Source organism: Myxococcales bacterium, from assembly GCA_022184915.1.
GTDB lineage: Bacteria > Myxococcota_A > Polyangia > Fen-1088 > Fen-1088 > JAGTJU01.
Map to the genome: position 1 here is coordinate 250,450 of JAGTJU010000006.1, position 19,509 is coordinate 269,958.

The 19,509-nt window shown below is 67.6% G+C and carries 15 protein-coding genes; 8 read left to right on the top strand and 7 right to left on the bottom strand.

Going from position 1 to position 19,509, the window contains the following annotated elements:
• Positions 1–15: 15 nt before the first annotated feature.
• Positions 16–1,005: a transglycosylase SLT domain-containing protein gene (locus KA712_22190; GenBank protein ID MCG5055676.1), complete on the bottom strand. Its 990-nt coding sequence runs from the start codon at positions 1,003–1,005 to the stop codon at positions 16–18.
• 271 nt (positions 1,006–1,276) lie between these two features.
• Here KA712_22190 and KA712_22195 point away from each other — a divergent pair, with 271 nt between their 5' ends.
• Both KA712_22195 and KA712_22200 read left to right on the top strand, forming a co-directional pair.
• Positions 1,277–1,873 carry a hypothetical protein gene (locus KA712_22195; protein ID MCG5055677.1) on the top strand — a complete coding sequence of 199 codons (597 nt, stop codon included), beginning with the start codon at positions 1,277–1,279 and terminating at the stop codon, positions 1,871–1,873.
• Entirely contained in the window at positions 1,870–3,423 is a 1,554-nt protein-coding gene (locus KA712_22200; protein MCG5055678.1) for an FAD-dependent monooxygenase, read from the top strand. Before KA712_22195 ends, KA712_22200 begins: the two co-directional genes overlap by 4 nt.
• Before the next feature lie 31 nt (positions 3,424–3,454).
• On the opposite strand, the gene KA712_22205 is transcribed toward KA712_22200, so the two are convergent.
• Positions 3,455–3,916, bottom strand: coding sequence for a PilZ domain-containing protein (locus KA712_22205; protein ID MCG5055679.1), 462 nt, complete (start codon positions 3,914–3,916; stop codon positions 3,455–3,457).
• Between the two features lie 200 nt (positions 3,917–4,116).
• On the bottom strand, positions 4,117–6,084 hold the full coding sequence (locus tag KA712_22210) for a hypothetical protein (protein ID MCG5055680.1): 1,968 nt from the start codon (positions 6,082–6,084) through the stop codon (positions 4,117–4,119).
• Positions 6,085–6,178: 94 nt separating this feature from the next.
• On the opposite strand from KA712_22210, the gene folD reads away from it, so the two are divergent.
• Genes folD through KA712_22225 form a run of 3 tightly spaced genes read left to right on the top strand, consistent with a single transcriptional unit; the run spans position 6,179 to position 10,331 of the window.
• Positions 6,179–7,042, top strand: a complete 864-nt coding sequence (gene folD, locus KA712_22215; protein ID MCG5055681.1) for a bifunctional methylenetetrahydrofolate dehydrogenase/methenyltetrahydrofolate cyclohydrolase FolD — start codon at positions 6,179–6,181, stop codon at positions 7,040–7,042.
• Positions 7,043–7,090: 48 nt separating this feature from the next.
• Complete coding sequence (locus tag KA712_22220) at positions 7,091–8,533, top strand: hypothetical protein (protein ID MCG5055682.1); 1,443 nt, start codon at positions 7,091–7,093, stop codon at positions 8,531–8,533.
• Positions 8,520–10,331: a HEAT repeat domain-containing protein gene (locus tag KA712_22225; protein MCG5055683.1), complete on the top strand. Its 1,812-nt coding sequence runs from the start codon at positions 8,520–8,522 to the stop codon at positions 10,329–10,331. The genes KA712_22220 and KA712_22225 overlap by 14 nt, the downstream gene beginning before the upstream one ends.
• Here KA712_22225 and queG read toward each other — a convergent pair.
• Complete coding sequence (queG, locus tag KA712_22230; protein ID MCG5055684.1) at positions 10,319–11,389, bottom strand: tRNA epoxyqueuosine(34) reductase QueG; 1,071 nt, start codon at positions 11,387–11,389, stop codon at positions 10,319–10,321. The two genes, KA712_22225 and queG, sit on opposite strands and share 13 nt — an antisense overlap.
• A gap of 230 nt (positions 11,390–11,619) precedes the next feature.
• Here queG and gap point away from each other — a divergent pair, with 230 nt between their 5' ends.
• Positions 11,620–12,648: a type I glyceraldehyde-3-phosphate dehydrogenase gene (gene gap / locus KA712_22235; GenBank protein MCG5055685.1), complete on the top strand. Its 1,029-nt coding sequence runs from the start codon at positions 11,620–11,622 to the stop codon at positions 12,646–12,648.
• A gap of 84 nt (positions 12,649–12,732) precedes the next feature.
• Here the strand turns inward: gap and KA712_22240 are convergent, their stop codons facing one another.
• A complete protein-coding gene (locus KA712_22240) occupies positions 12,733–13,731 on the bottom strand; it encodes a DUF523 and DUF1722 domain-containing protein (GenBank protein ID MCG5055686.1) in 999 nt (332 codons plus the stop codon).
• Between the two features lie 32 nt (positions 13,732–13,763).
• Between KA712_22240 and KA712_22245 the strand changes: the two genes are divergently transcribed.
• Both KA712_22245 and KA712_22250 read left to right on the top strand, forming a co-directional pair.
• On the top strand, positions 13,764–14,792 hold the full coding sequence (locus KA712_22245) for an RluA family pseudouridine synthase (GenBank protein MCG5055687.1): 1,029 nt from the start codon (positions 13,764–13,766) through the stop codon (positions 14,790–14,792).
• Between the two features lie 244 nt (positions 14,793–15,036).
• Positions 15,037–15,912, top strand: a complete 876-nt coding sequence (locus tag KA712_22250; GenBank protein MCG5055688.1) for a CDP-alcohol phosphatidyltransferase family protein — start codon at positions 15,037–15,039, stop codon at positions 15,910–15,912.
• Between the two features lie 48 nt (positions 15,913–15,960).
• Here KA712_22250 and KA712_22255 read toward each other — a convergent pair whose 3' ends face one another.
• Positions 15,961–17,121 (bottom strand): thiolase family protein, encoded by a 1,161-nt coding sequence (locus tag KA712_22255; GenBank protein MCG5055689.1) that lies wholly within the window; start codon positions 17,119–17,121, stop codon positions 15,961–15,963.
• A 10-nt stretch (positions 17,122–17,131) separates the two neighbouring features.
• Positions 17,132–19,498 (bottom strand): enoyl-CoA hydratase/isomerase family protein, encoded by a 2,367-nt coding sequence (locus KA712_22260; GenBank protein MCG5055690.1) that lies wholly within the window; start codon positions 19,496–19,498, stop codon positions 17,132–17,134.
• Between the last annotated feature and the right edge of the window lie 11 nt (positions 19,499–19,509).

A 19,509-nucleotide genomic window follows, 5' to 3' on the forward strand; every position in this document is an offset into this window, starting at 1 on the left:
AGCGGACCAGCGCGGTCAGTGAACGAGGCTGGCCAGGTTTCTACACGAAGGGCCGGCGGAGGCATCGATGATCTCCACCAGTTCCTTGTAGCGGGTTTCAACGGGCCGGTCGGCGGTTCGTTCGCGGGAGCCGCGGTCGTGGATCGTGATCCGTCCGTGTGACAGCTCGCGGGGCATGCCCATCCCCATCGCTTTGACGAGGGCGTAGTAGAGCACCGCCACCCGGTGAGGGTAGTGGCGCGCGTAACCCTGCGAGAGGTAAACGGGGCCGTGGTTGTAGTGGGCCCAGTACGCGTGAGTCTTGTGACGACAGCGCGTATTTCTGACCACCACGGTCACCTTGCCATCACGGCCGCGTCTGCGTTCCTCGACCCGTTCGATGCCTGCACCGTTGCGGTAGTGTGCGAGCTCCTTGGCGCCCATCTCGATGTTGTCGAGGGGGTTCATGATGCTGGTCCAAGGAAGGCCCCGCACGTTTCCGTTCGTGCACATGCCCTTGGGGTCCATCAGGCAGCGAATGCCCATGAGCCCCCCGTCCCGGGCGTACACCGTCTCGCCCCGGACGGACGTGGCGACGGCCTTTTCGTCGAGATTGCTCTCATTGATGGCCACGGCCAGCAGCAACGCAGGGTTAAGGCCAAACTCATCCGCTGTCCGCAAGAAACCTTCAGCGATTTCATTGCAGAAAGGCTCGTCCCAGCCCGGCCGGTGCCAGCGCATCTTCTCCTTCAGCTGGCAAATCGTTTGCGCCAAGCACGACGTATCGACCTGCTGTGGGTCGCCGACGACCTTCGCAGGGGCCGAGCCCCTATTCATGGGGCCCGACGAAGCGGCATGTCCCACCGCCTTGGCGGGCGCCTCGGCTCCCACGACGCCTTCGTCGATGGGGCCACACGGCTTGGCTCCGGGGGCTTTATGGGCCGACGTCTGCCGCACGGCAGAGCCTGCGTGCGCAGCGGGAAGGCCGTAACAGGCGCCTGCGACAGCCAGCAGGGCGCTCACCATTTTCCTTGAATTCGACGGAAGCAAATTTTTTATCCCGGTTGTGAACTCTGAGTGGCTCGAAACTCGATGCGCGAGTCTTCGGGGCGTCAAAGCAAAACGGCCGCCTCATGTTATCACTGGGGCCGGTAAGGGATACGGTCGAGAGTCGTGGATTTATTGGTTTGCCAGGCCCGAGTCAACCGAAATCAGCCGACACGTCTCGACATGCCACCACCCCGAAACCGCCAAATTCTCGCAAGTATGCGAAATTCTGCGATAGTCCCCGTCTCCCATGAATTTCCCTTCGACTCGCGATCCGTTGCGCCCGAGCCCGCTCGACGACGGCGCAATCGATGCGCTCTGGATGCACGCTGCGGGCCAACTGGGATTTACAGTCACGCGAACCCAGGCCGCTTACGCGACCAGTGACGGCCGAGGTGGCATCGGAGTGGGAACGCGACAATCACTCGACGTCGACGATTGCGTCGCTCAGTTGGTCCTGCACGAGCTCTGTCATGCGCTGGTGGAAGGAGAGCCGGGACTTGCCCTGGTCGACTGGGGGCTCGACAACACGAGCGATCGGGATGTGGATCGAGAGTACGCGTCCTTGCGTTTGCAGGCGCATTTTGCGGACGCGCAGGGCCTGCGCCTGCAGATGGCGCCCACGACGGAGTGGCGGCCCTACTACGACAACCTTCCCGAAAACCCCCTCGCGGGGTCCGATGAGGCCGCGCACCTGGCGAACCAGGCCCTGCGGACCGCTCTGTTTCGCTCGTGGGCACCGCTCATCTCGAAGGCCATGGAACATACGAGGCTTCGACTCCAAGCCCTCGGTGCGCGCGTCGTCGTGCACTCCGAGTTCACGATTGCGAGGTCAGCCCGCGCATGACGTCTCTCGAGCTCTTCGTTCCGCTCTCCGCAGCCGACGAACCGCTTTCTGTGTTGGCCGCGCGTGCGCTCGGGTGGGCACCGTCGGCGGTGGGGGAGGTGAGGGTGGTGCGCCGCGCTTTGGACGCACGAAAGGGGCGTCCCGCGGGGTTCCGTGTGCGCGTGGACGTCGCTCGCGCTGGCGAGGTGCTTGCCCCCCGGGTGGAGCCGCAGCGTGAACCTGTTGCTTGGCCCAGCGGAAAAGCGCCCAAGCGTGTGGTGATCGTGGGCGCAGGCCCCACGGGAACGTGGGCGGCGCTGCGGCTCATCGAAGCTGGGTTCGCGCCCGTCATCATCGAACGTGGCAAGCCCGTACAACCTCGTCGCAAAGACCTCGCAAATCTTCAGCGCGGAACCCTCAATCCTGAATCCAACTACTGTTTCGGTGAGGGTGGTGCGGGAACATATTCGGATGGCAAGCTCTACACGCGTTCCAAGGACCGTGAGGGCGTCTCGCGGATTCTCGCCGACCTTCGTCGTTTCGGTGCTCCCGACGAGATCGAGATCGAAGCGCGTCCTCACGTGGGATCGAATCGATTGCCGAAGGTGCTGACGGCCCTTCGCAACCACATCGAGGCGCATGGAGGGCGATACCGGTTCGAGACCACGTTTGCGGGGCTGCGCTCAACCGACGGACGCATCGTCGCGGTGAGGCTGGCCGGTGGCGATGAGGAGCCGGCCGATGCCGTGGTTCTCGCCGTGGGCCACTCCGCCCGCCCCGTGTACGAATGGGCTGCGGCCACGGGGGTGCCCATCGAACGAAAGGCATTTGCCTTGGGTGTGCGGATGGAGCATCCCCAGCCCCTCATCAACCAAATGCAATACGGGCCAGCGGCCGAACACCCGGCGCTGCCCGCGGCATTTTACGAACTGAAAGCCGAGGCCAGCGGCCGCGGGGTCTACAGCTTCTGCATGTGCCCTGGTGGATGGATCGTGCCGGCGGCAACGGAGGAGGGCGGCGTGGTGGTCAACGGCATGAGCCTCTCGCGCCGTGATTCTCCCTTCGCGAACTCGGGATTCGTGGTGACCGTTGCGCCTGAAGATTTCGGTCCTGCCGGAGCAGGACCTCTCGCGGGTGTGAACTTCCAGCGTGCCGTCGAGGAGGCGGCCTTCGCGGCCGGTGGAGGTTCGCTGAAGGCGCCTGCCCAGCGTGTGACCGATTTCGTTGCCGGGCGACAAAGTCGTGATGTGCCCCCGAGCAGTTACCGTCCGGGGCTTACGCCTTATCCTCTTTCGCGGGTACTTCCAGCCGCGGTGGCGGACGCTTTGCGTGGGGGCTTGCAGCATCTCGTTTCACGCTTGCCTGCGCTCGGTCACGGCGACGGCATTCTCGTCGGGGTCGAGTCACGGACGAGTGCGCCCGTTCGTCTTCCTCGCGATCCCCTCACGCTGCAGTCGCCTGGCATCGCGGGGCTTTACCCTGGGGGCGAAGGCGCCGGCTACGCCGGAGGCATCGTGAGCGCTGCGCTCGATGGTGTCCGGATCGCCGAGGCGATCTTGCGCGCTGGTTGAGCCTTACGACCACCAGCGGTCGGCGGCGGCCTCACCGCCGAAACGGATCGTCGAGGTCGTTGGGTTCGGGCGCCGGCGTTTCGTCGTCGAAATCAGCCGACTCGGCGCCTCGGGGACTCAGGGTGCCGTCGAGAAACTGCAGGAACATATCGAGGTAGCTGTCTTGTTCGTCTGTCACGTCCTCGAACATCGCTCCTACCTGATACGAAGCGCCGATCCGGGTGCACCAGACCACGCGGGCGGGCAGAACGAGCGGCTCGGAGTAGGCCCCGTGCCCGAAAGCAAGGACCAAACTGACCGTCTCGACGCCGCCGACGTTCATCGGCGCCGCCGAGATCAAGCAGATGCCCGTAAGGGACAGGTCGCGGGTGCGGGCCTTGAAGTCTTTGGTCCCGCCTCGCTTGACCGTGGCCTCAACGTCGACGCTGAAGCGCGGATGTTTACGGGCCTCACCTTTGCCGCCCACCGTGTCCCTCGGGTTGCCCAAGCTCATCTGCCCTGGCCTCTCTCGGCGAACGCGTCGCTGAACTTGACCTTCTCCTGTCGGCCGCAGGGACGCCCGTCTCGTTTACCAGGGTTCGTCGAGTCGATTTTCTTCATGGGCCGGGAGCTGGCTGCGCCCTTCCGTCATGGTAAGCGAAGAACGTCGGCGCCGCCAAACCGGCCGGGTGCACACAGGGGACCTGCTGCCCCCTACCGGCAAGCCCCGGCGTGGCCGCCGGTGAGCGCGTCGAGTTCCGCACCGATCTCGAGCGCGCGGGCGCCGTCTTCGGAGCTTTCGGCGGACGACGCTCCTGCCCCTGCGAGCGCGGCAGCCTCGCGGGCCGCGGCCGCGTGGCGGCGCCGCTCGAAAAATAGACGGTTCACCAGCGCTTCGAGCTCCCGGCGGGCGTCGGCGACCCGTGTAGCGGCCATGGTGGCCGCCAGCTCGTCGGGGCTGTAGACCGCTCGTGCGAGGTCCCAGGTGGCGCGCACCTCCACGCGCAAATCGTCGACTGTGTCGAGCCCGAGCGGTGCCAAGATGGTGTCAGGCTCGAGGTCGAGCGACTGGTTGCGCCCAAGCCGCTTCTCGGCCCGCAGCCGCAGCTCGGGCAGCCAGGCCGCTCGGCGTGCCCGCCGCATGAGGGACTGGAGCCGCTCGGGTTCGACCATGGCCAGGGCGATGGCGGCCCGCCGGAGTTCGGCGAGGCATGCAGGGGGACGTAGGGTTTCCCGCATTCCGCCCCTGCCGTTGGCACCACCACGAGGGCCTCCGGTCCAGGCGTCCGCCCTGGCGTCGAGCGCGAGTCGGCTTCGGCGAACCCACGGGCGCGGGGGCACCGTCCGCGGGCTGAGTGGAAACTCGGCGCCCAGAGTGGCTGCCAAGTCCTGACGTTCCGTTCCTCCGAGGAGCTGCCCGTGCCGCGCTTCGGCGGCCACCCAAACCGTGGGCAGCCAGCGTTGCCAGGCCGGCGGTGAGACCAAGGGTTGCGCCGACACGGTCTCTGTGGCGACCCGCGCCGCGCGTGAGTCGTCGCCGCCGAGCCGCCACAGCCCCAGGGAGCTGCCCAGCCAAACGCCTTCCGGCCCTTGGGCGGCGGCCAGCACTGGGGTGCCCCTTGCCACGGGTACGGGCACCCAGGAGGTGCCTCCGTTGGCGGAGACCGCGGCGCCAGCGCCCCGTTCGTCGAAGCTGACGAGCGCATCCGGCGTGGCGGCCCCGCACCACAGGCGCTCGTAGGGGGCCCCCCGCCCCACCTGGGCAAACCGAAGGAGGTCGTCGGACTCCGGTGCGGCCTCGACCCTCGAGGAGAGCAGAAACAGACCCTCGTGGGTGTCCACGAGCGCGAAGGCCCCACAGCCCACGAGGCTCCGGACCTGCCAGGGCAAGGGCACCGGCCCCCGTGGGCCTTGCCAAGCCGCGGTCTGTCCCACCCGCCACAGGAACGTGCCCTGCGGGCAGCTTCGCGGTGAAGCGGCCGAGGCCGCGCCGGGAGGCAAAACCGCGAGTTCGTCGGGCGCCTGCGGCAGGGTGACGCACACCGAGGCGTTACCTCCCTCCGTCTCGATGCCGAAGATGCGGTTCGCCGCCGCGGCCGCCAAGAACCGCCCGTCGGCTCGGGCTGCGAGCGCCGTCACCGCCGTGGGCAGCCGTGCGATGAACGTGGCCTGGCCGGGGACGGGCAACGCGTACACCCGGGCGCCACGACTCGCAAACGCCAGGTGTACCCCCGCGGCCACTCTGACCGGGGAGGGGGCCTCGGGGGGCGGCCGGTCGGCCTGCGGTGTCTCGAGCGGACGGTCGCGCACGGAGCGCATCTCATCGAGCCAGGCCTCGGAGGCGGTGGTGTCCCTTTGGCCTTCGGGGATGCCGTAGCGGTCGAGCAGGGCCTCGTCCGCCTGGCGCCGCTGCGAAGCGCCAGGGGCTGTCAGGGGGATGTCGGGGTCGTCGGCGAAGGCCTGCCGGTGGGTCAGGCCCGCAGTGTCGACCCACAGCAGGCCTTGGTCCGTCGCGGCGAACACGTGTTCCGCCGTGGCAACGAGGGCGAAGACCGTGTCCGGAGCGACCACGTCTGCGGCGCTGTGGGCGATGATGTCTGCGGCCCCCGCTGGCCGTCCTGCCGGCGCGAGGGCGATCACCAGCAAAGGCGCGAGCGCCGGGGTGATGTGCTTCGGGTCCATGCCGCGCTTATCGGGGGGCAAGCCAGAAGGTTGCTCGAGAAACGCTCGAAAAATCGCCTTGTGCGATCGGGGCCCTGCGTGCTAACCGCACCCCATGTCGGCACGCCTCATCGATGGCAAGGGACTCGCGGCGCGCATCCGCACCGCTCTCAAAGACGAAACCGAGGCTCTGTCCCGCGCGGGCACCCAGCCGGGTCTCGCTGTGGTGTTGGTGGGCGACGATCCCGCGAGCCATGTCTACGTTCGCAACAAGACCAAGGCCTGCGCCGAAATCGGCTTTCGCGCGTTCGACCACCATTTGCCTGCGACGACCTCCGAACCCGAGCTTCTCGCGCTGGTCCAGGCGCTCAATGCTGACGCCGCGGTCGATGGCATCCTCGTGCAGCTGCCCCTGCCAGCCCACATCGACAGCCGCAAGGTGCTCTTGACGATTGACCCCCGCAAGGACGTGGATGGCTTCCACCCCGATAACCTGGGGCGCATGCTCATGGGAGAGCCCCGCTTCGTGCCCTGCACCCCCGCCGGGGTGATGCGGCTTCTCGAGGACGCGCAGGTTCCGCTCGAGGGGGCCCGGGCCGTGGTTCTCGGGCGCTCGAACATCGTGGGCAAGCCCGCGGCCATGTTGCTCACGGCTGCCAACGCCACGGTGACCCTTTGCCACTCGAAGACGCGCGACTTGGCCGAGCTGGTGAGGTCGGCGGACGTTCTGGTGGCGGCGATCGGTCGGGCCCGGTTCGTCGAGGGCAGTTGGATCAAGCCCGGTGCGGTGGTCATCGACGTGGGCATGAACCGCGACGAAGACGGCAAGCTTTGCGGTGACGTCGATACGGACGCGGCGGCCGTCCATGCAGCGGCCATCACGCCGGTGCCGGGGGGCGTAGGGCCCATGACGATCGCCATGCTGATGGAAAGCACCTTGGCGTCGGCGCGCCGGCGGGCGGCCGGCCGCAACGGGTAGCGGCCGGGGCCGGCGCGCACCCTTCGGGAGTGCGGTACGCTAGGGGCCATGGTTTTTGCAGCGGGGGGGCGAGAGGGCGAGGCGCTGGCGATGGCCGAGCTCGGCCGCCAGGTCGCCACCCTCGTGTTCTCGGCGCTGGCACCGCTTGCGGGCCCGGCCGCCGTGGCGCAGAGCCTCACGTGTCGGAACGCGTTGGCTCGGCTCGGCCTCGAGCCCCCACTTTTCGTCGTTTACGACCTGCAGCGGATGCTCTCGGGCGTGCAGCCTCCCAGCGACGAGGAGCTGGCGGCCCGGGGTGGGCGCCCTTCCGATCGGCGCGCCGCGGACCTCTGCACGCGCTACGTGGCGCTCCTGCGTGCCCTGGCCGAGACGCCGTCCCTGCAGGCCATGGTCCGTCGTCCCTTGCCCGTCGAGTTCGAGGCGGTGCTCGTCGCCCGCATGCTGGCTGATGTCTACCGCCGCTGGGCGGGCTCGGGCGTGCGTCCGGTTGGGGTCCCGGAGTTGCCCACGGCGGCGGGCGTGCTGGGGCTGTCACCGGCCGAGCTGGCCGCGCGTTTCGACCCGGCCTGGGCCCTCGGGTTCTTGAGCCACCTCGTCAGCCAGCGAGACCTGGTGCTGGCCCGCTGCGAACAGATCGACCTTGGGCCCTTGCGCCTGCTGGGCATGTTTTCGGGGGCGGCGCCCACCGACCTGCTCGATCTTTACAACCTCCTCGGCAGCCCGGTAGGGGGTCGTGCGGTCGAGTTCTCGCTGCAGCTCTTGCCTTCCGTCCTGGAGACCAAGCGCTCCACCGCCGCTCAGCGCTTTTCCATCGACGGTTACGCTTCGGTCGAGCGAAGGGGCAGCATCGACGCGCTCTTGCCTTCCGAGCTGGCGCACGACAGTGACATCTTCGCGCAGAAGGTCCTGGGTGACGAACTGCTCTACTACGGTCACGAGAGGCGGCTCGAGACCGTCTCCCGCGAACACTGGGTCCTGGTGGATGCCTCGGCTTCCATGCGGGGCTTGAGAGAGGTATGCGCACGGGGCTTGGCCGTGGCGTTGGCCAAAAAGCTCAGCCTTCAGGGGGACGTGGTCAGCTTTCGCTTCTTCGACAGCCGTCTGCACCGCCGCATTCCCGTGGGCGCCGCGGCTGGCCACGAGCTGCCCCACATCTTGTCGTTCCGGTCGGAGCGGGGGCGACACTACGCGCGCGTGTTCGAGGACGTGCTGGCCGACGCGCGTCGGCTCCAGCGGCGCGGGCCGCGGGAGCTCGCCATCACCTTCATCACGCACGGCGAGTGCCACGTGCCCGTCGATCTCGTCGAGAGCCTTGCGGAGCAGGCGCGGCTCTACGGGGTGTTCGTGCTGCCCTCGCGGCCCCTGGCGCTGCCGTACTTGCCGCTTCTTCACCGGCACCAGGTGGTGACCTCGGCGGACTTCGCGGCGCCCGAGCTGCGCAAACGCAAGGCCCTTGCCATCGTGGAGGATGTTGCGCGTGCCCACACGTGACGAACTCGAGGCTAAGGAGCGCGCCGACCGTGCGCTGCGGGCCGGGCAAGCGGCCGAGGCCCTTGGCCTTTACCGAAGCTTGCTTTCACGCGTGGCCGTCTTCGAGCCGGGCCTTTACGAAAGCTGGCTCGAGGGCGCGCTCGGCGCTTACCGCGCTTTGAAGATGCCGCGGGCGGTGGGCTTCATTCAGCTTGCGCTGCGGCGGTTCACGGAGGTCGAGGCGGCCCTGCAGGTGGCAACGGACCCCGTGCCGTGGGCGCTGGCGCTCGCCCGCCAAGGACGTCGCCGCGAGGCCGCCCAGGGACTCGCGCGGGCAGGGTTGTGGGTGCTTGCGGCGCGGGAGCTCGAAACGGCGGGTGACCTGCCCGGGGCCCGCACGTTGTGGGAAAAGCTCGAGCGGGATCCGCGGCTTCGCCGCCGGCCTTACGAAACAGCGCTCGTTTATCTCATGCTCGCGCGCCTGGAACGTGCGCTCGGAGAAGAGGACGCCGCCGGCCAGCACTTGTGCCAGGCGGTGTCTCGCCTCGAGGCGCTGGCCGACGAGTACGAAAGTGGTGGGCAGCGCGAACGCGCCTTCGACTGCTACTTGCTGATCCTGCGGGTGGGGCAGGGGCCAGGAGGTGCCTTCGAGAACCTCGCCGAGGGCTACGTCAACGCGATCCGGATCTTGGTGGCTGACGGCCAACGCGACTTCGCTTTGCAGTACATGGACGATTTCATGACGGCTGCCGCGAAACGCATGGAGTTTCATGCGGCGGCGACGATCGCTCTCGATGCCGCCGACTATAGCCGCCGACATGGTCTGGCCTTCGAGCAAGACTTCCTTCGCAAGGCGGTGGATCTCTGGTGCGCGGCTGCGGCGCAGGGGCTTTCGCAAGCCCAGGCCCCCGAGCTGGCCGAAAACGCGCTGGCTGCGGCGCTGGACGCCGCGACTTCGCTCGGCGACGGCCCCCTCATGGGGAAGGTCTACGAGGACCTGGCGAAGCTGCCTCTCGATCCGGCGCGCACCGCCCGGTACGCAAGCCTTGCCGAGCGTTACGCGGGGGCGGTGCAAAGCGCGGCGCCTCTTGCCGCCCTGCCTGCGGCGTTCAAGAGCGCGGGCGCTTATCAAGACATCGCCTGGCAGGACCTCGTCGAGTGGGAACTCGACGGAAACGTCGAGGCGACCCTGTCGGTGGTGGTCGTCGAGCGCACCGACCACGTGCGTTTCGTACGTGCGGCGCTCCTGGCCCTGCTGACCGCCGTCACCGAGCCACGCTGGCTCGAGGTGCCGGACGCTGCGCGCGTGGTGATCGCGGGGCTTGGTGACGTGGAGGTCTACGAGGTCTTGGCGCCGCTCGAGCGCCTCGCCCGGCATGCTGCCCCCGAGGTGCGCGCGGCGGTGATGGGAGCCGTGGGGCGCGTCCTGTGCAAACGCAGCTTCGCCACCATTCGCGCCGGGCTCGAGGATCCGGACGAGCGGGTGAGAAGCGAATCGCGCCGGGCCCTTCGAGGGCTTCATTTCCGAGACGGGCTCGAGCCCCTGGCCCGCATTCTGCGTGAGGCCGGCGACCCCCTCGTGCGCGAGGCCGCGCTGGCTGCGATCGCGGACGTGCCCATTCTCGAGGCGGCGCTGGTGCTCCTCGACGTCATTCGCGAGGAAGAGGGGCCGCTGCGCAGCCTGGCTGTGGAACGCCTCTCCACCTTCCCCAGCCTGGGCCTGGCGCCCCACGTGCGGGCCCACGCGGAGGTGGCCACCGGCGGGGCTCGGCAGAGCCTGCTCGCGGTGTTGAGCGCGCTCGAGGCTTACCGCCCCTGACCTGGTGGGCGGCGAGGAGGCGAGGCGCTCGCAGCTTCGGCGGACTCGGTCGCGGCCCGCAGCGTCTCGGTCCGCTGCAAAAGCCGCGCGAGCGCCCAGTCTGCCGCCTCGGCCACCTGCGGTTCGGGATCGTGGCGCAGCGCCTCGAGCAGTGTCCGTGCCGCCGTTTTACGGGCAGCTCCGAGGGCCAGCACCGCGTTTCTTCGGAGGCCGACGTACCCGATGCGGGGCAGAGCCGTTCCGGGGCTCAGGCGCTCCCAGTCTTCGCGCGAAAGAGTTGCGAGCGCTTCGAGGGGCCATGCGGAGAGGGGTCGTGCCGCCCCCGCCGGGTCCTGCAACGAGGGCACAGGGCGACGGTTGTAGGGACACACCTCCTGGCAGATGTCGCAGCCGAAGGCGCCGGCGCGGAAGCCGGGGCGCACGTCGCGCGGGACAGCACCTCTGTTCTCGATGCTGTGGTAGGCGATGCACTTGCGCGCGTCCACGACGCGAGGTTCGGGAAACGCCTCGGTGGGGCAGGCCTTTAGGCAACGGTCACAGCTGCCGCAGAGATCCTCTCCGGGCGTGTCGTAGGCGTCGACGTCACGGTTCAGGAACATCACGCTCAACGTGAGCCATGATCCAAGCTCGGGGTTGATGAGACAACCGTTCTTGCCGACCCATCCAAGCCCCGCGCGTACCGCCCAGGGGCGCTCCATCACGTGGCCCGTGTCGACGCAGGCGTAGCTCCACAGCCCGGGATCCAGCTGCAAAAGGCGCTTGCGCAGGCGCTTGAGCCGATCGCGGTGCGTGTAGTGATAGTCCCGCCCACGTGCGTAGCGGGCGAGGGAACTCACCTCGTCAGCCGGTCGGTGGTAGGGGATCGCGAGGGCCAGCACAGCCCGAATCCCGGGCTGCACGCGGCTGGGGTCGAGCCGGGCCGCCGCAGTTTCGGCCATCCACGTCAGATCCGCCGCGTAGCCGGCTGCCAACCACCGCATGAGCGGCTCGGGGGGCAGCGGCTCGGCCCGCGCGAGGCCGGCCAGGGCGAAGCCGCAATCGCGGGCCGCCTGTTTCACCGCAGAGGCCGCAAGGACGGGCGGTGGGGCGGCGACGGGCGCGGGGGGTGGGGTAGGTGGCTGCAAACCCGCGGAAGGATAGCGAACCCCGCGTCTGCAGGCGGAGGCGATGCGTGCGGAATTTTTTCCACAAAGCGTCGCTCCGGAAGCGACATTCCGTGCTAGAAGTCGCTCGGTTTCACGGGACGTGGCGCCGCCGCGGCAACTGGAAACGAGGAGCAAACGAAAACATGGCTACGCGAATTGCAATCAATGGTTTCGGGCGGATTGGCCGCCTGGTCTTCCGCGCTCTGTACAGCCAGGGGCTGTTCGGTAAGGACTTCGAGGTCGTGGCCGTGGGCGACATCGTCCCCGCCGACAATCTCTCTTACCTTCTCAAGTACGACTCGGTCCAGGGTCGCTTCGAGGGTGAGGCCGGCTTCAAGTCGGACGAGGTGCTCACGGTCGACGGCAAAGAGGTGAAGGTCGTCAGCGCCCGCACCCCGGCGGAGCTTCCCTGGAAAGATCTCGGCGTCGACGTCGTGATCGAGTCGACGGGCTTGTTCGTCGACAAGGAAAAGGCTCAGGGGCACATCGATGCGGGCGCCAAGAAGGTCATCATCTCCGCCCCCGGCAAGAACGAAGACATCACGGTCGTGATGGGCGTCAACGAGGAAAAGTACGACCCGAAGGCGCACCACGTGGTCTCGAACGCGAGCTGCACCACGAACTGCCTGGCGCCTCTCGTGCACGTGGTCCTCAAAGAGGGCTTCGGTCTGACCGAAGGTCTCATGACCACCGTCCACTCGTACACGGCGACCCAGAAGACGGTCGACGGCCCGAGCCGTAAGGACTGGAAGGGGGGCCGCAGCGCCGCCATCAACATCATCCCGTCCTCCACCGGTGCCGCCAAGGCCGTGGGGCTCGTGCTGCCGCAGGTGAAAGGCAAGCTGTCCGGCATGGCCTTCCGCGTGCCTACCCCCACCGTCTCCGTGGTCGACTTGACCTTCAAGACCGAGAAGGCCACCAGCCTCAAGGAGCTGAACGCGGCTCTCAAGGGCGCCAGCGAGACCTACCTTCAGGGGATCTTGGGCTACACGGATGAAGAGGTCGTTTCGAGCGACTTCATCCATGACAAGCGTTCGAGCATCTACGATGCGGGCTCGTCCATCGAGCTGAACCCGAACTTCTTCAAGCTGGTCAGCTGGTACGACAACGAGTGGGGCTACTCGAACCGCGTGGTCGACCTGCTCAAGTACATGGTGGCCAAGGGCCTCTAATCCGGCGTCGGAGCTTGGCTCCGCACACGCGAAAAACCCCGCTTCGGCCTTGCCGGGCGGGGTTTTCGCGTTTTTCGGCGGGGGTCAAACGCGGTTGCGCAGCATCATTTCTCGCGGATGCGGTTCGAGGTAGGTTTGGCCCTCGAGGTAAGCCACCTTGTGCCGCCGGATGTGGTGCTTGAGCAAGGTGAGCGGAACGACGAGCGGACTTTGCCCTTTCCGGTGGTCTTCGATGAGCTGGGCCAACTCGGCCTTGTCCTCCGGATCGAGCATCGGACGGAGGTACCCGGCCATGTGCTGCATCACGTTTGCGTTTCGTCCCGGCGTGGCCCGCTTCGTCATGGCCTGCATGAACCCGGTCTCGTAGGCCGCGCGCAGGGCGGAACGGCTGTGGTGTTTCGACTCGGCCACCAGCTTTCCCAGGGACCGGTACGCCTCCACGGAGTGCGCCATCAGCGTGAGTTTGTGGGCCGTGTGGAACGCCACGAGGTCGCCCAGCTTCCACGAGCCGGCCCACAGAGCCTTGAGGCGGTGGTACGCGAAGAGCCTCTCGATGAAGTTTTCTCGCAAGGGGGGATCGGAGAGTCGCCCCTCTTCCTCGATGGGCAGGTTGGCAAAGCGCTCCCGCAACGCGGCGGCAAACAGCCCCACGCCTTCTTTGGAGGGGGCCCCCAATCGTCCCTGCGCGTCGGGAGGCGGGTAGAGCTTCACCCGTTCCATCCCGCAGCTTGGCGAGGCGCGCTTGAGCACGTAGCCGTCGAGGTCCTCGTCTTCGAGCTCCGCCACGCGCTTGCGCGCGAAGCGTTCCATGCGCGTGGTCCAGTCCTCACCGGAGTCGGGCGCGATCATGTGCGTCCGACCGTCTCCCAGGCGTTGCAAGCGCACGATGGGGCGCGGAATGCTCATGCCTACCTCCACCTCCGGGCATACCGGGACCCAGGTCACGTAGGGCGCAAGTACGTCCATGAGGAAACCGTCACGCTTGTGCTGACCGTCGAAGCGCACCTTGGCACCCAGAAGGCAGGTCGAGGCACCCACGCGCAACACAGGTCGAGTTCCGTCCTCAGACTTCGCAGCAGCCATATCCATTCCAGGATACGCCGACCTGGCGGAACGTGCGCGGCTTGGGTCGCATCCGGTTGGCTGCGCCGGGTGTGCCTGCTACGTTCGGTCGCTTCATGGAGGAAGACGAGCCGCGAGCGCCCGCCCCGCCGAAGCCCGCGTCCGGGAGCTTGCCCATTCGCGCCCGCACGGAGTTGTTTCGGGTGGGCGAAGACGAGACGGGGATGCGGCTCGACCAGGTGCTGCCCCGCCACGTCGCCGATCTGTCGCGGCGGCAAGCGCGAACGCTGCTCGATCTGGGCGGCGTGTTCGTCAACGGTGTGCGGACGAAGGTGGCCAGCCGCCTCGTGGCCACGGGGGACGAAATCAAAGCCTTCATCGGGGGGGCTTTGGCGCGCGCACAGAACCGGGTAGGGGAGGCCGCCCGCGCTCACGACGCTGAGAGATTGCCCTCGTTCACGGTTTTGTTCGAGGACGCTGACCTGGTCGTCGTGAACAAGCCGGCCGGGCTCCTGACGGCCCCCACCCCCGAAAGCGACCGCAACAACTTGGCCGACCTCCTGGCCCGACGACACGCGCGCCGCCAGACCCTCTTTGTGGTGCACCGCATAGACCTGCAAACGAGTGGGGTCTTGGTGTTTGCGAAAACACCCCAGGCCAACAGACGCCTTTCGGAGCGCTTCGCGGCCCACGACATCGACCGTGCCTACCTTGCCGTGGTCGCCGGGGCGTTCCCCGACGACCTTCGCACGATTGACCGCGCGCTCCGAGGGAAGCGGGCCGTGACGCACGTCGCGGTTTCGGAACGTTTCGGGACCTTCGCGACAGCCTTGACGGTGACCCTCGAAACGGGACGCACCCACCAAATCCGCCTTCACGTCGGCGGCCTCGGCCACCCGGTGTTGGGAGATCCCGACGTGGCGCGTGCGAGCGTTCGCGGCCCGCGGCCGCCCCGTATGGCGCTGCATGCCGCGCGCCTCGGCTTCTTGCATCCCGTCACCGGAGCACCCCTGAACTTCGAGGCGGAGCTGCCGGCCGATTTGGCCAAGTGGATGGAGCGGCTCCGTGTTTCGTCCCCGTGACGCAGAGCGAGCTTGGCCCTGAACCTCGGGCCCCAAGGCGGCTGCTGCGCCCCCAAAAACGATTCACGTTGCAACTTACGAGGGGGTCTGGCATCTCACACCCAAAGCTGATGACTTGCTTACCTTGGGGACCCCTTGGGGCGCTGACTGGGCGGGGGGGAGATGCGATGGCGGCTCATTTGCAGAGACACTTGTCGTTCGGGCCGATGGGCGATGGGGAGGTCCGGGCGAAAGGATTGACACCTTGAGCGTCGATACATGGACTTCCTTCGGGCTGCTCGGCCTGGTGCTTACGGCCACGGCGGCCTACTTGCTCCGGCTTGCGTGGTTGGGTCGAGCCCGGGCGAGCCGATTGGACAAGGACGGCGGCAGCGCCCTGCTCTCCGTCCCGGTGATGGAGCTTGGTTACTGGCTGCTGCGGCCCATCGTGTCGTTGCTCGACCGGCTGGGCGCAACCCCGAACGGCGTGACGGTCTTCGGGCTCTTTCCCGCGGCGCTTGCCGGATTGTTCGCCGTGCAGGGCTGGTTTGCGCTTGCGGGGCTCTTCGGTATGGTCGGGGCGTTCTGCGATGCGCTCGACGGCCTCCTGGCCCAACGTCAAGGCGGCTCGACCCGCGGCGGTCAAGCCCTCGACTCGATCTTGGATCGCGTGACCGAGTCACTGCTCTTCGTTGGGGTGGCGGTGTACTTCCGGGAGCAGCCTTGGATTTTGGGCTTGTGCCTGATGGCTTTGTCGGGCGCTTACCTGACGAGCTATGTCTCGGCCAAAGCTGAGGCCATGCAGGTGTCAATACCGCGCGGGGTTATGCGACGCGCCGAGCGTGCCGTTTACTTGCTGACCGCCGCAGGCTTCCTGCCGCTTTGGGCGCTGTGGATTGGCCCCGAAGGCTCCTTTGCTCTCCGGCATTTGCCGCTGGTGACGGCCTTGGGGCTCATCGCTCTCGGCGCGAACCTTTCCGCCTTCGTTCGCATCCGGGCGCTTGTGCGCGTACTGGGGCCGGCCTCCGCCGAAGTGACACCCGAGCCCCTGAGGAATGGACGGCCCGCCACGCAGGAGTTCCCGCCGCTGTCCGCGCCTGCGCCGCGTGCGGCCACGGCCGACGGCCGCGGGGTTGTTTGACCCCGCACCGTAAACCGTGGCGAAGCGTCGTTCTCGGGCCCGGGTGGCTCAGGCCCGCTCGATGAGGCCTGCAGCGCCCATACCGCCGCCGATGCACATCGTGAGCACCGCGTAGCGGCCCTGGCGGCGCTCGAGTTCGTGCAAGGCCGTCGCGATCTGGCGGGCCCCCGTGCATCCGAGCGGATGACCCAGGGCGATGGCGCCGCCGTTTACGTTGACGCGCTCCTCGGGCAGGCCCAGCTCGCGCATGCAGTAAAGGGCCTGCGAGGCAAAGGCTTCGTTCAGCTCGAAAAGGTCGATCTGGTCCACCTTCATCCCCAGCAGATGCAGCAGTTTGCGAACCGCGGGTACGGGTCCCGTTCCCATGATGGCCGGCGGCACCCCCGCCACGGCGAAGCCGCGAAAGTAAGCGCGCACCTTCTTGCCTGTGTTCCGAGCCGTATCGGCGTTCATGAGCACCACGGCCGCGGCGCCGTCGTTGAGGGGAGACGAATTGCCCGCCGTCACCGAACCCGTGGGGTCGAAAGCGGGTGCCAGGGTCTTGAGACGCTCGAGGGATGTGTCGCTGCGCGGCCCCTCGTCTCGATCCACCGTGGTCGCGATCCAACGGTCGTCCTCCCAGACCCGGGTGTCCACGGGAACACACTCGGCGGCCATGCGCCCCTCGTCCCAGGCTGCCACGGCCCTTTGGTGACTGCGCAGCGCAAAGGCATCCTGGTCCTCGCGTGAGACGTTGAACCTGCGCGCCACGTTTTCGGCCGTGTTGCCCATCGGGATGTAGGCATCCGGGAACGTCTCGACCAAGGTGGGGTTCAGCGCCACCTTGTTGCCACCCATGGGGATCATCGACATGGACTCGACACCGCCCGCGATGGCCGCGTCGATGGCGCCGAGGGCGATGCGCTCGGCGGCGATCGCCGTAGCCTGCAGGCCGGAGGCGCAAAACCGGTTGACCGTCATGGCGGGCACCTCGTCCGGCAGCCCGGCGAGATGGCCAACCAGGCGCGCGACGTTCAGACCTTGCTCACCTTCCGGAAGGGCGCAGCCGAAGATGAGGTCTTCGGGGATTGCGCCCTCCACTTCGGCACGCCGTAGGGCCTCCTTGACCACCAGAGCGCCGAGATCGTCGGGGCGGGTGTTGCGAAGATTGCCCTTAATCGCACGCCCGATCGGGGTCCTGACAGCAGATAGTATCGCGACGTCTCGCATGGTGTCTCCGTTAGTTGCGCAGGGGCTTGCTGGTGGTGAGCATGTGCTGGATGCGGGCGCGGGACTTTTCCTCGCCGCAGAGCGAGAGGAAGGCCTCCCGCTCGAGGTCCAGCAGATGCTGCTCGGTCACGCGGGCGCCCGGCGCCACGTCCCCACCCGATAGGATGCGCGCCAGGTGGCTTCCGATTTTGGCGTCGTGCTCACTGATGCGGTGAGCATCCGCCAGGTTGTGGAGGGCCGCCTTCATGGTGGCGGCGCCCGTGGTGCCCACCACCTTGACGCGGCGGGGAGGGGGCGGGCGGTAGCCGGCCCGGGCGAGCCCCAGCGCGAGCTGCTTGGCGTCGGCCAGCAGGGTGTCGCGGCTCATCGATACCGAGTCGTGCGCGTGCAGGTAGCCGAGGTCCCGCCCCTCTTCGGCGCTCGTCGACACCCGGGCGGTGCCGAGATACTCGAACGGCTGGCGCACGAGGGCGAGCAGGTCAACGTTCGGGTTCGTGTCGGCCAGTGCCGACGCGCGGGCCGCCATCTCCATGCACCCGCCGCCTGCGGGAATGAGGCCCACCCCCACCTCCACGCAGCCCACGTAAAGTTCGGCGGCCGCCCGCACGTGCGGGCATCCCAAAACCACTTCGGCGCCTCCACCCAGGGCCAAACCGAAGGGCGCACACACCACCGGTACGCGGGCATAGCGGGTCCGCATACAGGCGTTTTGAAATCCGATCAGAATCTGGTCGACGGCGGCGTAGTTGTTCTGGGACAAGCCCACCATCAGCGAAAATAGGTTGGCTCCCGCGCAGAACGCGTCGGGCGCTTCGTTACCGATGATGAGGGCCACGCCGTCACGCTCGGCGCGCTCGACGCCCTTTTGCATCATGCTGACGATGTCGGCATCGATGGCGTTCATCTTCGCGTGGAACTCCACGCAGAACACGCCGTCGCCGAGATCGAGCAACGACGCGCCGGCGTTGCGTTCCACCTCGCCGCCGAACGCACGCACCTCCTCGAGCGAGAGGCGGCGTTCGTCCTGCGGCACGGGGTGGTACCCCCCACGGACCGCCAGCTGCCGCAGCTCGGTGGGTGTCTCGCGTTCGTAGAAGTGGGTTTCGCCTGCGGCCACGCGTTCCTTCACCCAGGCGGGCACGGCGAGACCCGCCGCCTCCATCTTGGAGATCGTCTCGGGCACGCCCAGCGCGTCCCAGGTCTCGAAGGGGCCCCGCTCCCAGCCGAAGCCCCACTTGAGAGCCCGGTCCACGTCCACCACGCTGTCGGCGATGTCTCCCATGCGGTTGGCGGCATAGATCAGCGTTTCGTAGAGCACCTGACGGGCGAGGCTCGAGGCCCGGTCGTCTCCGTTCACCACACGGCGGATCCGCTCATCGAGGTCATCGACGCCCTTGGTCGCACCGATCGAGGCAAAACGCGGCTTCGTCAGGGGCTCGTAGGCGAGCGTGGCGAGGTTGAGCTGAACGATGCCCGCGCCCTCTTTTTTGTAAAATCCCTGCTTGGTTTTGCTCCCCAGCCACTTGCGCTCCACGAGCTCTTTGAGCACGTCAGGAAGCGCGAAGACCTCCCGGCGCTCATCGTTCGTGAGGGCCTCGTGGCAGTTGTTGGCGACGTGCACCAGCGTATCCAGGCCGACCACGTCGGCCGTCCGGAACACCGCGCTCTTCGGGCGGCCGAGTGGCTTGCCGAAGATGGCGTCGACTTCTTCCACCGTGTAGCGCTGTTCCACGGCCAGGGCCAACGTGCGCATGAGCGAGAACGTGCCCACGCGGTTGGCGATGAAGTTGGGCGTGTCCTTGGCTCGCACCAGCCCCTTGCCGAGGTAGGTTCCGCAGACCTGTTCGGCCAGGGCGACCGCCGCGTCCGAGGTCTCTTCGCCCGTCACCACTTCGACCAGCTTCAAGTAGCGGGGCGGGTTGAAAAAATGCGTGATCAAGAAGCGCTGCTTGAATGCGTGGCTTCGGCCCGCGACCAGCTCGGCCAGCGGCAACCCCGACGTATTCGAGGCGATCACGGCACCCCCGCCCAAGGCGTCGAGCTTTTCGTAAAGGGACCTTTTGATCGCGAGGTTTTCGATGACGGCCTCGACGATGAAGTCGCAGGCGGCGGCGCGCCCGAGATCGTCATCGAGGTTGCCCACGGTGACGAGGGGCTCGAAGCGCTTGGAGAAGAAACTGGCGGGTTTGCTCGCCTTGGCCCGCGCGAGCCCGTCACGCGCTATCCGGTTTCGGGCCCAGGCATCGCCGGGGGGCGCATCCCTTGGCGCGATATCGAGCAGCAACACCTTGAATCCCGCGTTCGCCAGGTGGGCGGCGATGGCAGCTCCCATCACGCCAGCACCCAAGACAGCGACCTCGTCGATCGGCTTGGCCATGAGGACAACGA

What these genes read in the sequence shown, in the direction of transcription:
- KA712_22190 (MCG5055676.1), bottom strand. Translation starts at nt 1,005, where the DNA reads ATGGTGAGCGCCCTGCTGGCTGTCGCAGGCGCCTGTTACGGCCTTCCC.
- KA712_22195 (MCG5055677.1), top strand. Translation starts at nt 1,277, where the DNA reads ATGAATTTCCCTTCGACTCGCGATCCGTTGCGCCCGAGCCCGCTCGAC.
- KA712_22200 (MCG5055678.1), top strand. Translation starts at nt 1,870, where the DNA reads ATGACGTCTCTCGAGCTCTTCGTTCCGCTCTCCGCAGCCGACGAACCG.
- KA712_22205 (MCG5055679.1), bottom strand. Translation starts at nt 3,916, where the DNA reads ATGAGCTTGGGCAACCCGAGGGACACGGTGGGCGGCAAAGGTGAGGCC.
- KA712_22210 (MCG5055680.1), bottom strand. Translation starts at nt 6,084, where the DNA reads ATGGACCCGAAGCACATCACCCCGGCGCTCGCGCCTTTGCTGGTGATC.
- folD (MCG5055681.1), top strand. Translation starts at nt 6,179, where the DNA reads ATGTCGGCACGCCTCATCGATGGCAAGGGACTCGCGGCGCGCATCCGC.
- KA712_22220 (MCG5055682.1), top strand. Translation starts at nt 7,091, where the DNA reads ATGGTTTTTGCAGCGGGGGGGCGAGAGGGCGAGGCGCTGGCGATGGCC.
- gap (MCG5055685.1), top strand. Translation starts at nt 11,620, where the DNA reads ATGGCTACGCGAATTGCAATCAATGGTTTCGGGCGGATTGGCCGCCTG.
- KA712_22240 (MCG5055686.1), bottom strand. Translation starts at nt 13,731, where the DNA reads ATGGCTGCTGCGAAGTCTGAGGACGGAACTCGACCTGTGTTGCGCGTG.
- KA712_22255 (MCG5055689.1), bottom strand. Translation starts at nt 17,121, where the DNA reads ATGCGAGACGTCGCGATACTATCTGCTGTCAGGACCCCGATCGGGCGT.
- KA712_22260 (MCG5055690.1), bottom strand. Translation starts at nt 19,498, where the DNA reads ATGGCCAAGCCGATCGACGAGGTCGCTGTCTTGGGTGCTGGCGTGATG.